Source organism: Nostoc sp. (assembly GCF_036917655.1).
Taxonomy (GTDB): Bacteria; Cyanobacteriota; Cyanobacteriia; order Cyanobacteriales; family Nostocaceae; genus Nostoc.
Genome location: NZ_JBALCY010000071.1, coordinates 48,989 through 61,886, shown reverse-complemented (window position 1 = coordinate 61,886; position 12,898 = coordinate 48,989). Strand labels below are relative to the sequence as shown.

The window sequence follows — 12,898 nt, the reverse complement described above, 5'->3', positions numbered from 1 at the left end:
AGTATATGGCTTTTTAATTAGCTCTATCCTCTACTAGAAGAATTAAGCTGAGTTTTCAAAGACTGTCTCTAAAGTAATGTAAAGGAAGCAAAATCAGGTGATTGAGACGATGGGCTATGACGCTCGTGATGCTCGTTGCGTTAAAGCGTCTCCCCTTCTCACATTGGGAGAGGCTAGCGCCTGCCGTAGGATGCCCGAACGCAAGAGCGTCTCCTTTAGGAGAAGGGCTGTAGGGATAAGACTCGCTCTAGCTCTAAGCGTTCGCGTAGCTTGCTTCCCCGTAGGGGTACGCTATCGGCGTCGCAACTTCATGTCTAGCTTTTAATTTTTAATTGGTTATCCCATCATCACTCTTCATGACTCGATGGCTGATAAATGGGAACAATCTGCGGTAAGACCAATGCGTACTTAGGAAAATCAGGCTTACCAAAGTTAGCAGCATAACGCCCAGAATCGTTACATATGCCTTAGTGCGCCACCAAAATCCCTTTAGTTGTGATGTACCTAGTTGCACAAGCTTCCACAGGCTGCCTATATCCACGCTTTCGGAATCGTGAATGGTGATTGGTAAGGATGTTGCTGTGTTTTGTCGGGCAATTGTCATTTTAATAACTCCTTTAGACCCAAATACTGAGATATTTAATCTTAAATTACGGCAACTCGATAGATTTACTGTTATTTATATGCAATATCTCATAGCTTGATGTCAGAAGCAAGCTTTAAGGGCATTGGGCATTAGGTACTGGGCATTAGTATTGAAAATTAGGTATTAGGAAAACTATTCTCTAGTCCTCAGCCCCTAATTCCCAGTCAAAATGCCTAATCAAATTTGGTTATCACAGTTGCAAAAACACCGAGCGATCGCAGTCATCCGCGCTTCTCAAATCGAAGTGGGACAGCAAATGGCAATGGCTGTAGCATCTGGGGGAATGCAGTTAATAGAGATTACCTGGAATAGCGATCGCGCCGGGGAATTAATCAGTCAACTCCGCTCAGAATTACCAGCCTGTATCATTGGCACTGGTACGCTATTCAATGTGCAGCAGTTACAAGAAGCGATCGCATCTGGGGCGCAATTCCTCTTCACACCTCATGTTGACCCCGCAATGATTCAAGCAGCACAAGAAAAAAATGTGCCCATCATCCCAGGAGCGCTGACTCCTACAGAAATTGTTACCGCCTGGAGTCAGGGCGCTAGTTGTGTAAAAGTGTTTCCCGTGCAAGCAGTGGGAGGGGCTGACTATATCAAAAGTTTGCAAGGGCCACTGGGTCAGATTCCCTTAATTCCTACGGGCGGCGTCACTCTGGAAAATGCCAAAGAATTTTTGCAAGCCGGAGCGATCGCTGTCGGTTTGAGCGGTGAATTATTTCCCAAAAAGCTTGTCACAGAGGGAAATTGGGAAGCGATCGCATCTGGAGCAAGAAAGCTGATGCGACAGTTAGCTTAACTTAGAATCAAATCATCAAAAGTTCACGTCTATTAAAGTAATAAATAGGGAAATAAAGGTGAAAACTGATAAGTTTCTCAAAACCCCATGATTTGAGTGTGAGTGTATCTAAAATGAAAAAACTGATTTATCCTGACTGGGTGCGTCACTTAAAAATACTCCTTACTGGTACAGCACTATCCTTAAGTGTTTTTACTACTAGTGGAACCAGTGAAGTTTGGGCGAATTCCAAAGATCAAGTGATTGCACAAACAATCCAGACATTACAACAATCGGATCAACGCTGGATTCAAATTAATCTTTCAAAGCAACGATTAATCGCTTGGCAAGGTGACAGAGTTGTTTATGGAAGTGCTATTTCCTCTGGCAAAAAAGCTACTCCTACTCTTGTTGGTACTTTTAAAATTCAATCCAAGTTCAAAACTACGCGGATGCAGGGAGAAGACTACGATGTTGACAATGTTCCTTATGCGATGTTTTACCAAGGTAATTACGCTATTCACGGAGCTTACTGGCATAAGACATTTGGCACTCCAGTCAGCCACGGCTGTGTGAATATAGCACCTAAACATGCTAAATGGCTATTCGAGTGGGCATCAATAGGGACACCAGTAGTCATCCAGAAATAGTAGGTAAAGCAGCCAAAAAGCAATTTAGGTAAAATCATAAATAACAATAAATCAAGACAATTGAGTGATTCCCAGCAATATTTGATGCTGGGAATCTTCGGAGTCGGAATTACTGAACTTAAAATAAAATATAGAAGAGGGCATTCAACAATTTGCCCAAAGAAATAAGCGTAAATCCTGACAATTCCTGTGTGAAATTACAAATGCAAATATGAATTCGGGGAAAGTTTGCATTTAGGCATTTAAATGACAGATTTTTTGTAAAGGCTGTCCTTTGTAATTAGTCATTAGGAATGTGGATTAAACAAAATGCAAAACTTCTGTTTCGTAGGGTGCGTTAACCAAGGGCATAACGCACCATCATAATATTTTTGGTGCGTTACAGAAGCCGTAACACACCCTACGAATAAATCTGTGTTCCCTAGTCAATAACAAATGACAAATGTGCAAATGGGACGCAGATTAGCTTAGGACTTGTCTTGAGAAGCATTAGCGGATGAATTGCGTAAATCCTCGACAGGAAGCTAGTAGTCACTCTGGAAATTTGTAGTTTTCCAGAAAATTACTTCACTTCATGATTTTTGCGTAGTTTATAAGATGAGGCACAATGCAAACCTGGATTCGCAGTGGTGGAATTCGTTCCTCTGGAACTTTTTGTACAAGCGTGGCGCTGATGGTGGTGACTTTATTCTCTTGGTCATCACCGTTAACAGGTACACCCAACTCGACTACAGCAACAGCCACGTCAGTTGATGAAAACAACATCACTGCATTTAATAATATCAGGCAAAGATCCCAATCTCGCTGGATTGAAATTGACCTGTCAGAGCAACGCTTACGTGCATGGGAAGGTAATAAAGTTATTCATTCATACCGCATTTCCACAGGTAAGCGATCGACTCCCACACCCATAGGTAGATTTCGGATTAATTCTAAGTATCGCACTCACCGGATGCGAGGCAAGGACTACAATATTCCTGATGTTCCTTACACAATGTATTTCTACAGAGGTTATGCTATCCACGGCGCTTACTGGCATCACCGTTTTGGGACTCCAGTCAGCCACGGTTGCGTAAATTTACCTGTTCAGCAAGCTCGTAATCTTTACAGCTGGGCTTCAACAGGAACTTTAGTAGTGGTGCGGAAATAATTCCTAATTAAGAGTTTCAATTACGAATTATCGTGAGGATGAATTAATCATTGCTGGAATTCTTACCTTGATGTATGGACAGGTGCGTTTACCGAATCTAACGCACCTGTCCATATATACTGTTAGACTAAAAACATATCTTCGAGGGATTCAGGAGCCATGAGCGCCACAATTACTCAACGACTTACCCTGAAGGAATTTCTGAAGCTCCCAGAAACAAAGCCTGCAAGCGAATATATTAACGGTGAGATTATTCAAAAGCCAATGCCGAAAGGGAGACACAGCCGCTTGCAAGCCAAACTCGGTGCTGTTGTTAATGAAGTTGCGGAAAATCAGAAGATTGCCTATGCATTTCCCGAATTACGGTGTACTTTTGGCGATCGCTCAATCATACCTGATGTGGCTGTATTTCAGTGGAAACGCATACCGTTCACCGTTGATTATCAAGTACCTGATAATTTTGAACTTCCACCAGACTGGACGATTGAGATTCTTTCGCCAGAACAAAAACCCAACAAAGTAATTGGGAACATTCTTCACTGTCTAAAGTATGGTAGCCGCCTGGGATGGTTTCTTGATCCTGATGACTTCAGTATTTTGGTATTTCTACCAGAGCAACAGCCAGTGCTACTCCAGGGAGAAGATTTTTTACCTGTATTACCAGAAATTGAACTTGCACTAACCGTCAACCAAGTTTTTGGATGGTTAAAAATGGGTGGCTAGAAATAACTCGGCTGAAATGAGAAGGTGCGACGCCTAATTCTCAAACAAACTAGTATCAACGTGAAAAAAGTTCCCTAATACCTTGGCCATCTCCTGAGTGATTTCTTGTTTTCCACTCATAACTTGAAAAACAACTTCTCTTGAACCGAGAATTGCTACTAAGTCAGCTTCCTTAACACTCTGAGCATCGATCAGATGGAGGAGCATTGAGTGTACGGTTGATTCTCCCATTGGATAATTTTTATCCTCATACTTTTCTATTAGAGCAATCAAGAGGTCTAATAATGCCGACTCTTCCAAAGTTCGGTTAATTCGATGAGACAGTTCCTCTGCTAGGGTAATAGCTTGCTCGTTTTCCTCATCTGTTTTGATAACCTTGGGTTGATATTGAGCAAGCAAACTAGCATAAGTTTCACGGTTAAAAGTAAGGGTCATTTTTCCATTTATCCTTATCGGATTCTGCGTGCGTAAAAATGTATTTAAGATAAATTATTTGGTCGCTGTAAACCAAATCAACTATCAGACGATATTTATTGCCTTTGATATTAAAAACAGTGAAATTCCCAACAGCTTCTGCTTCAGGCTAAACGGCTTGCACTTGGGCAAGATTATTCCATGCACTTTTATTGGCAGCTTTGTACCAGTTGTTAAGTGCATCACAAGAGTCAGCATACTTTTGACAAAATTCGCGCAGCTTTTTACGACTGATGATGTGCATTATATAGCGGTTCTCGGTTGAGTGAGGTACAAGAACCCCACCCCAACCCCCTCCCCGCTCTTCGAGAGGGGGCTATGATGTAGCTCATGTGATTAGGAAACGCTATATCTAGCTCAATTGTGCCACAAGTTGATTTTCCAAAAGCGTATCATTCGTTAACAAGTCTTCAACGGTGATTCGCAAAAAGCGTTGATCATCAACTTGAAAGAGAATTTTGATGCGATCGCTTCCAGGATATCCGGCTGGTGTCAGTTGGGCAATTGTTCTCGCGCCTTCTTGATCGTTGAGGGGTTTGACGCTGGTTTCGGTATTGTCCATCCGGCGCGTAATCAAGCGATCGCCATCAAAATAAACTTCAGTATTGCCTGTATCTGCTCCCAATTCTCCCATAATTAATTCAATGCTGGGCTGATTTTCCAAAGAAGCGCCTAAGACTAATTCCACTGGCTGACTCATTGGATATGCCTGTCCAGCTTTAATTAAAGAATGCCATTTGTGACGCTGATTGCGGCGATCCCAGTAGCGGATACCATAACTATGGTAGAGAAAGTCTTTGATTTGCACACCTTGAGCTAGCTGTAATGCACCTTGAGCGATCGCTTCAAAGGGACGTTCGCAACGGATTTTTTTTGGCTCAAAATACTGTTTTATCCATGTCTGCACTGCTGGTAATTGCACTGTCCCACCAACTAACAAAACTGCATTAATATCAGGAAGTTCTATCCCTTGGCGTTTTGCTTGCTGCAACAGTGTCGTCATCGACTCATCCAATAACTCAAAAAATGCGTGTTCTTTGAGGATATTTTCAAAAGTGTCGCGGTTTAGTTCCAGTTCATAACTTTCAAATGTCTCATCATCAAAATAAACTTCACTAGCTTGGTTTTGGGTTGATAGCTGAATTTTTACCCGTTCTGCCAATCGTGTTGTCAAGGGACTTATCGCCAACTCTTGAGTTTTAGCAAAGTAATCTACCAACCAATTATCAATATCAGTACCACCCAAATTTTGCCCAGCTTTCGCCAGGACACGGGCTGTTTTGACTTTTTGTTTTGAATCTTCAGCCAGGGACTTATTACCCCACTTGAGGATAAATCCCAGAGGCTTTGTGGTTGCTTGTACACCTTGATCCAAGCGGACAAGGGACAAATCCAAAGTACCGCCACCAAAGTCAATCACCAAGAGAATTTCTTGATCTGCCAAGCCATAACCCAAGGCGGCGGCTGTGGGTTCATCCAGCATCCGCACCTGTTCGACGGGAAGGGCTTGACAAACTTTCCCCAACCAGTGACGATAAGCTTCAAAACTGTCTACGGGTACGGTTAATATTAGAGAATCTAACCCACCTTGCAGAGGTGCTAGTTGTTCAATCACTTGGGTGAGAAACCATTGCCCTACTTTTTCAAAGGTGACAATTTGCCCATCTAGTTCGGGTAAGAAACCTTGGATATCTGCACCGATGCCCCGCTTGAAGCTGCGGAAAAATCGCGTTTCGCCTTTGAGGTCAAGACCGCGATCGCGTACTTGTTGCCCAACTAAGACTTTATTTTGGGCTGCGTCTTCAACATAAACCAAGCTGGGAATCAGTGGCGGATTGAGACTTTGTTTAATTGATAAACCTGGTAGATTCAGGGTTTCTGGCTGCTGGGTTACAGGGTTCCAACGAGCAATGACTGTGTTGCTAGTACCAAAATCGATTGCGATCGCCATATTTTATATTTATTCTCTCGCACGAAGAGGCCAAAGCTGCTTTATTTGTGATTATTCTCTATAAGCCACCAACAATGCAAATGCGCCCAGATGCTTACTTCTGCAAAGAAGCAAGCTATCCCAGATTTCTCATCACGGAGAAATCCCAACCCAGATATAGATTCTGTCCGGTGCAGCTAGTTTTTATCTGGACTCTGATGTCAAAACTAGTTCAGTCTGGCTTGTTTTGAAATCCGTCTATTTATTTCAATTTATTACTTCATTTTATCTGCTTCGTCTTGAGATTCCTCTGCTAGTTATTCAAGATTATTCGCTATTGACAATACCTCTGGCGCTAGCTGTTTCGTCTGTGCTGATGCAATTAATGCTCTAGTTGATCTGATTAGGACTGCTGATGAGCATTCTTACCTCACCCTAGCAGTAAAGGACTTAGGTCTTTTTGGTGCTGATAATGAAGGTGCAATTGTAACTTTAATCGAGTTAATCGCTTCCACTAAAGATGATTACCTATTATGCGAGGCGGTTGCGAGTTTAGGAAAAATTGATCCAGGTAATAAAATAGCGATCCCGGCTCTATTGGAGAGGATTCAAACATCTCAAGATGAATGTGGACGTTTGTATGCAGCTGAAAGCCTAGTAAAAATTGATCCAGGTAATCCAAAGGCGATCGCTACTTTATGCCAAATACGCTAAAGCAATCCGTATGAATATGAATCAATCTTGATGGATGCAGTTCAAAATTTAGAACAACTCGATCTAGAAAACAAATTGGTTAAAGAGAAGCTTAACGAAGTTATCCCTACTCTGATTCGATTTGTTCAAAACTTTCAACAAGATGACGAGAATAAAAACTGCTGTAGCAACGCCACTATTCGTCTATCCTATGAATCCTCTCTCTTGGATATAGCTGATATTTTAACGAAAATCCTCCAAAGCGAACATTTACCACAAGTAGTCATAACTCTAAAAGACTATCTAAGTAAACAGTTCTACAAAAACAATTCTTATCGCTACGAGGCTGTGTTTAACTTGATCTGGCATTGTGCCGAAAATTTAACTTACCCAGACTTCCACAAAGCAATGAACTAAACAACAAGCGCAGAGTTCTTATCTTCCTCCGCGTTCCTCTGCGCTTCCCTCCGCGTCCCTTTGCGTTAAAACATAAAATTAGATATTCATCGCGGTATTATAGCATAGCATCAAAGGTATTTCCTAAAGCTGTAACCCATCTAAAAAAGACACTTAAAACTAGAGAACAAGTAATCAGTTTTAAAGTTTTACAATTTTAAGTATCTCATCCCGTGTTTCTTCAGTTGATTTACCCTTTGTGTAAACAACAAACTTTGCTAAATCATAATTTGAATGATGCTTAACAAAATATTCGTTTAAATCAAACCCATTACTGACAATCCCACCATTACGTTCGTTAAGTATTTGGATAGATTCTTCTAAATCTGGAGAAGGAAGAATTAACACAACATTTATATATGGCTCTAAAACTTGTTGCACCCGTCTGAAAAGTTCGTCATCTTCATAAACAGAATGGCCTGCACCAAAATCAATAACACAACTGCTATAGGACTCATATTTGATTTTTGAAAAAACTCAGTACAACTCAAAGAGGCTTCTTCCCTACTCCCCACTCCCTACTCCCTACTCCCAGCCTACGCAAATAATTTCAGAAATCAAATCGGATTGCTATATATTCCGAAAGCACTCTTTCAACCGCGTAGGCTTCAAAGGGTTTCCAATAACGATAAATACCTTGAAATCCTTCTTTTTCTCTTATTTCCTGTGCTAGTTCCTCGTCATAATTTATTTCCTTATAGTAATCCAATCGTACATCGTCCATAGAACACTGTGGAATTTCTAACTTCTGGGCAAGTAGTTTTCCAAGGGTGCTTTTACCTGTACTAATTGGCCCAATAAGAATAATATCTGAAATCTTACGACTCATTTTAAAAAGCCTGAAGATTAGAAACAACTCTGCTATACAAATAAATAAGCCTTAGTTAGTTATAACTTCAACTCCTCCCTCATGCTCTCTTCCAGCACATCCAATAACCCATCCACATCCTTCCCAGCTTGCTCAAAGCAAATTGGTGGTGCTGGTTCCGGTACAAACTGAATTAACTTAATTTCACCCTTCCCAATCCCAATCATCACAACTTCCACTTCCGGCTTGTGGTTCTCGACAATTCCCAAAATTTCTTGCAGCCGATTCTCAACTTTAATATTTAAGTTCTCTATCTGCTCTTTTGGACAATAAACAAAATGTGGCGTTGGTAGCAAATCAATACCAACAGTACCCTGACTGTCACCATTTGCTAACCACAATCCCCAAAACAGCGCCGCTAATTCCTGCTGATTTGCTTTCACAAACTTATCCAACTGGCGACGCCACTTAGTATCACCTGATTCTGGTTGACTATTACCAAAAAACATAAATAATTTGTAATGAAGACACAGACAATAGGCGAAACCTATCTCAAACCTGACTGTACACGCCAGAGACTAGAATAAATTCCGTCTTTCTCCAGCAATTGCTCATGGGTTCCCGACTCTACTAATTTCCCATGTTCCATGACATAAATGCAATCGGCATTGCGGATGGTGGAAAGACGATGAGCGATCGCAATTGTAGTTCTATCGACTGTAATCCGTTCTAGCGATCGCTGGATTGCCGCTTCTGTCTCATTATCCACTGCTGAGGTCGCTTCATCTAAAATCAGAATGGGCGGATTTTTGAGAACTGCACGGGCGATCGCAATCCGTTGTCTTTGTCCACCTGATAACTTTTGTCCTCTTTCCCCCACAATTGTCTCATAACCTTCGGGCAATTCAATAATAAATTCGTGCGCCTCCGCTACCTTCGCCGCCGTGATAATTTCTTGCTCTGTAGTCTCAAAGCTGCCATAGGCAATATTTTCTGCTACAGTGCCATGAAATAGAAAGACATCTTGACTCACCAAACCAATACAGCGACGTAAATCTTGCAAATTTAAACTTTGCAAATCAATGCCATCCACGGTAATACTTCCAGTTTGCACTTCGTATAACCGCAACAAAAGTTTGACTAAAGTGCTTTTACCAGAACCCGTTGAACCGACAATTGCGATGGTTTTCCCCGCCGGAATATCCAAAGACAGATTTTTAATCACGGGAAATCTATCTTTATAGGCAAAATAAACATTTTTAAATTGGACTTCACCGCGCACTTCATCCACAGGTAGCGACACATCACCTGTATGAATAGCGATAGGAGTATCCAACAAATTCATGACTCGATTAGTAGAAGCCATTGCGCGTTGATATTGGTCAAAAGTTTCGCCTAATCTAGTTAGAGGCCACAGCAAGCGCTGGATTAAAAACACTAATACGCTGTAAGTACCTACAGACATTGTTTCCGAAACCACAGCCATCCCGCCATATAAAAGTAATGCCGTGAAACCCACCAAAATCAGCATCCGAATTAACGGTACAAAAGCAGCAGAAAGAGTAATTGCTTTAGAGTTACTGCGGCGATAAGCATCACTATCTAATTCTAAACGAGATGCTTCATAAGTTTCGGTGGTGAAACTTTTAATAGTAGTAATTCCGCTAATATTGTTTGACAAACGCGAATTGAGAAAACCTACCTTTTCCCGGACATCAGCGTAGCGAGGCGCAAGTAATCGTTGATAAGCAAAGGAACCCCAGAGGATAAATGGCATCGGTGACAAAGCCATCCACGCTACACTAGGAGCCAAAATGAAAAAAGCAGCGCCAATAATTAGAACAGTTGCGGAAACTTGGATAATATCATTTGCTCCCCCATCCAAAAACCGCTCTAATTGGTTAATATCGTCACTGAGGATAGACATTAAACCGCCAGTGCTGCGTTCTTCAAAATAAGCCAATTCCAACTCTTGCAAATGTTTGTATGCATCCAAACGCAAGTCATGCTGAATATTCTGAGCCAAATTCCGCCAAAGTCGAGCATAGGCGTACTCAAAAACAGATTCTAGTATCCAAATGATCACAGTCAGGAAGGAAATAATCAAAAGTTGTTGAAAGACATCGCGTACGCCTAACTGGGCAATTATGGAATTCTGCTGCTTGACTACGACATCCACCGCCACACCAATTAAGCCGGGTGGTGCTAAGTCGAAAAACTTATTGAGGATAGAATAAGTAGTCGCCAGCCAAATTTGTTTACGATACTGGTGTCCATACTCAAGCAAACGCTGGAGAGGATGCGTTGAATGTTTACGCCTTCTTGATACCCGATGAGATTTTAATCCAGTAGCCACGGCTTTTTGCGGTTTTGTGCAACTGATATTAACACAGAACAAAGTCCTGAGGAGCCAGTGTGTTGGAGAGCCTAATATTTGTGCTACAAAGCCTAAGCTTATTAAGAAATGAAAACGAAAAATCCAGGTTTTCAAGCATATTTTACGAAAATAAGTAGGGATTTTTAGAATAGTGGGATAGGTTCTATCCAATCTCAAAATCCCCCAAGAAATTGGGGGATTTTGACTGCCTACTTCCAATCTCTTAAAATGTAAAAGTAGTCCGAAGTACACCTACAGTCGTAGTCTCATTGTTGCTGTTACCTTCTGGGTTAAAGAGAACAAACGCACCAGGGGTAATGCTGATATTATCGCTAACTTGAAAGCGGTAATAGGCTTCTAAATGGTAAGGAGTCGCCCGATTGTCGCCTGTGGGCGTAAGTTGAGCAGAACCACCAGTATCAGTACGGTAAAGCGGCTGACCAAAAAGAATCCCGGCAGTGTTTCCTGACTTGAATAAATCTCTGAAGTGAATTCCCGCCATCCAACTTGTAAAGGTGGTGGAAGCATTCACGCTATTTGAAGCAGCATCAACAAATATTGCTGCACCGTAGCCAGATAATGCTATTTTGGGAGACAATCGCCATGTTACCGTACCGCCAACAGAGTTGAGTGTGAGCGGTGTTCCAACTGCAACTCCTGCTAAAGCACCGATATCACTACTAACTAATCCTGTAGCCAAAATATTGATTTCGTGATAACTGTGGGCATAGTTTAAACCAATATCCAGAGAGGAACTTGGCTTGAAGGTTAACTGTGTGGCAATAATACTACTACCACTAAATAAACCTGCTCCCAAAGGTGTAGTAGAAACTCCTGGTACTGCCTCAGTCGCAGATTTTTCGGGCAAATTGGCATTTACACTGCCGTATAAAGCTCTTAAATCCAAATTTGGCGAAATGTTAAAAATAAATCCCGCCGCCGATGCTAAACCAGTACCCGAAGTCCCACCAGAAACCCGTAGCACAGGATTCAAGCCGCCAAAACGAGAAATTGACTCTTGTCCTTCACCATAAAAAGGCGTAATTGCTGGGAAAGCATCTGATGTCTCTGCCGCAGTTCCCACAAACAAGGTTAATTTATTAGCGACGGGAAAGACATACAGCAATTTGTAAAGCTGAACACTATTTGCGCCAACACTCGACAAAGTATTGACATTTAACCCCGGAAATTGCGGCTCAAAACTGGTACGAGCGCTACTTGCACTTAAAAGTGGCGCAGCTAATCCTAAACTTTGTTGTAGGCTACCCTGTCCATCGGCTCCACCCAAAAAGTTATAGGCTTGCAATCCAGTAATTAATGAATCTTTACCAGTAAAGCTAGTGGTGAGATTTAACCGCACTCTATTGACTAGCATGATGTTCGAGTCGCTGTTATTAGGAGCGCCGCCGCTAGCACCAACACCAGCGATAATTACCTCTCCATTGAGTTTGGTCGTAGTAGAAAACCGATTTGCTTCTAGTTCTGCTGTGCGAGCTTCTACAGCATCTACTCGACTCCGCAATGTTGCCAATTCCGCCGCAAATTGTTCTTGTAGTTTCTGCAACGTGGCTAAATCTTCTTTCTTGACCAAATCAGCAGTTGCAGTTGCAATCAGTTCGTTGATTCGCTCTAAACAAGCATTTAAGCCAGCAGCAAATTCATAGCGAGTCATCGCCCGATTACCGCGATAGCTTTGATTGGGATAACCTGCGATACAACCATAGCGCTCGACTAAAGATTGGAGTGCCTGAAAAGCCCAATCAGTCGGCTGTACATCAGACAATTGGGATACGGATGTTACTTGTGCAAGTTTGTATGAGGTTGGAGATGAACTTGCAGGTTGTGGTATGATTGGCTGCCACAAGTTAACAGCAGAATCTACTCCTATATCTTGAATTTTTTGCTGTTGATTGACTGAAGGTAAGTTTTTTTGAGTCTCATTAGCTATCAGCAATTTACTGGAGATATTATTTGTTAAATCGCTTTGATGAGAATCATTTTTTTGATAGCTGCCATCATCTTGATTAACAGTTACATTTTTATCTGCAATTTCTAAACTGGGAAGGGCTTGCACAGGTGATAACCCAGCAATTAAACATAATAATCCCATCCCACTAGCATAAGCTAGTAGATATTTTGCCATGATAACTCCTAACACCTATAAAATAGTGGAAAAATTCATTGCGATTTTAAAATAGATTGATAAGTAA

General features: G+C 41.6%; 16 protein-coding genes. 6 read left to right on the top strand and 10 right to left on the bottom strand.

The window, feature by feature from the left end; translation table 11 throughout:
* Positions 1-328: 328 nt before the first annotated feature.
* Positions 329-604, bottom strand: a complete 276-nt coding sequence (locus V7K30_RS25955) for a hypothetical protein (protein WP_335004226.1) — start codon at positions 602-604, stop codon at positions 329-331.
* A 211-nt stretch (positions 605-815) separates the two neighbouring features.
* On the opposite strand from V7K30_RS25955, the gene V7K30_RS25950 reads away from it, so the two are divergent.
* The 4 genes from V7K30_RS25950 to V7K30_RS25935 all read left to right on the top strand — a co-directional run bounded on the left by V7K30_RS25950 (position 816) and on the right by V7K30_RS25935 (position 3,950).
* Positions 816-1,448, top strand: coding sequence for a bifunctional 4-hydroxy-2-oxoglutarate aldolase/2-dehydro-3-deoxy-phosphogluconate aldolase (locus tag V7K30_RS25950; protein ID WP_335004224.1), 633 nt, complete (start codon positions 816-818; stop codon positions 1,446-1,448).
* 113 nt (positions 1,449-1,561) lie between these two features.
* Entirely contained in the window at positions 1,562-2,077 is a 516-nt protein-coding gene (locus V7K30_RS25945) for a L,D-transpeptidase (protein WP_335004222.1), read from the top strand.
* Between the two features lie 607 nt (positions 2,078-2,684).
* Positions 2,685-3,227: a L,D-transpeptidase gene (locus V7K30_RS25940; RefSeq protein WP_335004220.1), complete on the top strand. Its 543-nt coding sequence runs from the start codon at positions 2,685-2,687 to the stop codon at positions 3,225-3,227.
* Between the two features lie 159 nt (positions 3,228-3,386).
* Positions 3,387-3,950 carry a Uma2 family endonuclease gene (locus V7K30_RS25935; RefSeq protein WP_335004218.1) on the top strand — a complete coding sequence of 188 codons (564 nt, stop codon included), beginning with the start codon at positions 3,387-3,389 and terminating at the stop codon, positions 3,948-3,950.
* A 33-nt stretch (positions 3,951-3,983) separates the two neighbouring features.
* On the opposite strand, the gene V7K30_RS25930 is transcribed toward V7K30_RS25935, so the two are convergent.
* The 4 genes from V7K30_RS25930 to V7K30_RS25920 form a co-directional block, all read right to left on the bottom strand.
* Positions 3,984-4,385 (bottom strand): helix-turn-helix domain-containing protein, encoded by a 402-nt coding sequence (locus tag V7K30_RS25930; RefSeq protein WP_335004216.1) that lies wholly within the window; start codon positions 4,383-4,385, stop codon positions 3,984-3,986.
* Entirely contained in the window at positions 4,369-4,473 is a 105-nt protein-coding gene (locus V7K30_RS34390; RefSeq protein ID WP_442941108.1) for a hypothetical protein, read from the bottom strand. The genes V7K30_RS25930 and V7K30_RS34390 overlap by 17 nt, the downstream gene beginning before the upstream one ends.
* A gap of 60 nt (positions 4,474-4,533) precedes the next feature.
* Positions 4,534-4,668 (bottom strand): hypothetical protein, encoded by a 135-nt coding sequence (locus V7K30_RS34385; RefSeq protein WP_442941106.1) that lies wholly within the window; start codon positions 4,666-4,668, stop codon positions 4,534-4,536.
* A 108-nt stretch (positions 4,669-4,776) separates the two neighbouring features.
* Positions 4,777-6,375, bottom strand: coding sequence for an Hsp70 family protein (locus V7K30_RS25920; protein WP_335004214.1), 1,599 nt, complete (start codon positions 6,373-6,375; stop codon positions 4,777-4,779).
* A gap of 315 nt (positions 6,376-6,690) precedes the next feature.
* On the opposite strand from V7K30_RS25920, the gene V7K30_RS34380 reads away from it, so the two are divergent.
* Together V7K30_RS34380 and V7K30_RS25915 are read left to right on the top strand one after the other, a co-directional pair.
* Positions 6,691-7,068 carry a HEAT repeat domain-containing protein gene (locus V7K30_RS34380; protein WP_442941107.1) on the top strand — a complete coding sequence of 126 codons (378 nt, stop codon included), beginning with the start codon at positions 6,691-6,693 and terminating at the stop codon, positions 7,066-7,068.
* 30 nt (positions 7,069-7,098) lie between these two features.
* A complete protein-coding gene (locus V7K30_RS25915; protein WP_335004212.1) occupies positions 7,099-7,464 on the top strand; it encodes a hypothetical protein in 366 nt (121 codons plus the stop codon).
* 180 nt (positions 7,465-7,644) lie between these two features.
* Here V7K30_RS25915 and V7K30_RS25910 read toward each other — a convergent pair whose 3' ends face one another.
* The 5 genes from V7K30_RS25910 to V7K30_RS25890 all read right to left on the bottom strand — a co-directional run bounded on the left by V7K30_RS25910 (position 7,645) and on the right by V7K30_RS25890 (position 12,831).
* A complete protein-coding gene (locus V7K30_RS25910; RefSeq protein ID WP_335004210.1) occupies positions 7,645-7,884 on the bottom strand; it encodes a hypothetical protein in 240 nt (79 codons plus the stop codon).
* A 169-nt stretch (positions 7,885-8,053) separates the two neighbouring features.
* Positions 8,054-8,332 carry a hypothetical protein gene (locus V7K30_RS25905; protein WP_335004208.1) on the bottom strand — a complete coding sequence of 93 codons (279 nt, stop codon included), beginning with the start codon at positions 8,330-8,332 and terminating at the stop codon, positions 8,054-8,056.
* A gap of 59 nt (positions 8,333-8,391) precedes the next feature.
* Complete coding sequence (gene ccmS / locus V7K30_RS25900) at positions 8,392-8,820, bottom strand: beta-carboxysome assembly chaperone CcmS (protein WP_335004206.1); 429 nt, start codon at positions 8,818-8,820, stop codon at positions 8,392-8,394.
* A 38-nt stretch (positions 8,821-8,858) separates the two neighbouring features.
* Positions 8,859-10,667 (bottom strand): ABC transporter ATP-binding protein, encoded by a 1,809-nt coding sequence (locus V7K30_RS25895; protein WP_335004204.1) that lies wholly within the window; start codon positions 10,665-10,667, stop codon positions 8,859-8,861.
* 244 nt (positions 10,668-10,911) lie between these two features.
* Positions 10,912-12,831: an iron uptake porin gene (locus tag V7K30_RS25890; RefSeq protein ID WP_335004202.1), complete on the bottom strand. Its 1,920-nt coding sequence runs from the start codon at positions 12,829-12,831 to the stop codon at positions 10,912-10,914.
* Between the last annotated feature and the right edge of the window lie 67 nt (positions 12,832-12,898).

Coding starts and splice junctions, on each gene's coding strand:
- V7K30_RS25915 (WP_335004212.1), top strand. CDS start 7,099: ATGGATGCAGTTCAAAATTTAGAACAACTCGATCTAGAAAACAAATTG.
- V7K30_RS25920 (WP_335004214.1), bottom strand. CDS start 6,375: ATGGCGATCGCAATCGATTTTGGTACTAGCAACACAGTCATTGCTCGT.
- V7K30_RS25940 (WP_335004220.1), top strand. CDS start 2,685: ATGCAAACCTGGATTCGCAGTGGTGGAATTCGTTCCTCTGGAACTTTT.
- V7K30_RS25905 (WP_335004208.1), bottom strand. CDS start 8,332: ATGAGTCGTAAGATTTCAGATATTATTCTTATTGGGCCAATTAGTACA.
- V7K30_RS25890 (WP_335004202.1), bottom strand. CDS start 12,831: ATGGCAAAATATCTACTAGCTTATGCTAGTGGGATGGGATTATTATGT.
- ccmS (WP_335004206.1), bottom strand. CDS start 8,820: ATGTTTTTTGGTAATAGTCAACCAGAATCAGGTGATACTAAGTGGCGT.
- V7K30_RS25945 (WP_335004222.1), top strand. CDS start 1,562: ATGAAAAAACTGATTTATCCTGACTGGGTGCGTCACTTAAAAATACTC.
- V7K30_RS25950 (WP_335004224.1), top strand. CDS start 816: ATGCCTAATCAAATTTGGTTATCACAGTTGCAAAAACACCGAGCGATC.
- V7K30_RS34385 (WP_442941106.1), bottom strand. CDS start 4,668: ATGCACATCATCAGTCGTAAAAAGCTGCGCGAATTTTGTCAAAAGTAT.
- V7K30_RS25930 (WP_335004216.1), bottom strand. CDS start 4,385: ATGACCCTTACTTTTAACCGTGAAACTTATGCTAGTTTGCTTGCTCAA.
- V7K30_RS25935 (WP_335004218.1), top strand. CDS start 3,387: ATGAGCGCCACAATTACTCAACGACTTACCCTGAAGGAATTTCTGAAG.
- V7K30_RS25955 (WP_335004226.1), bottom strand. CDS start 604: ATGACAATTGCCCGACAAAACACAGCAACATCCTTACCAATCACCATT.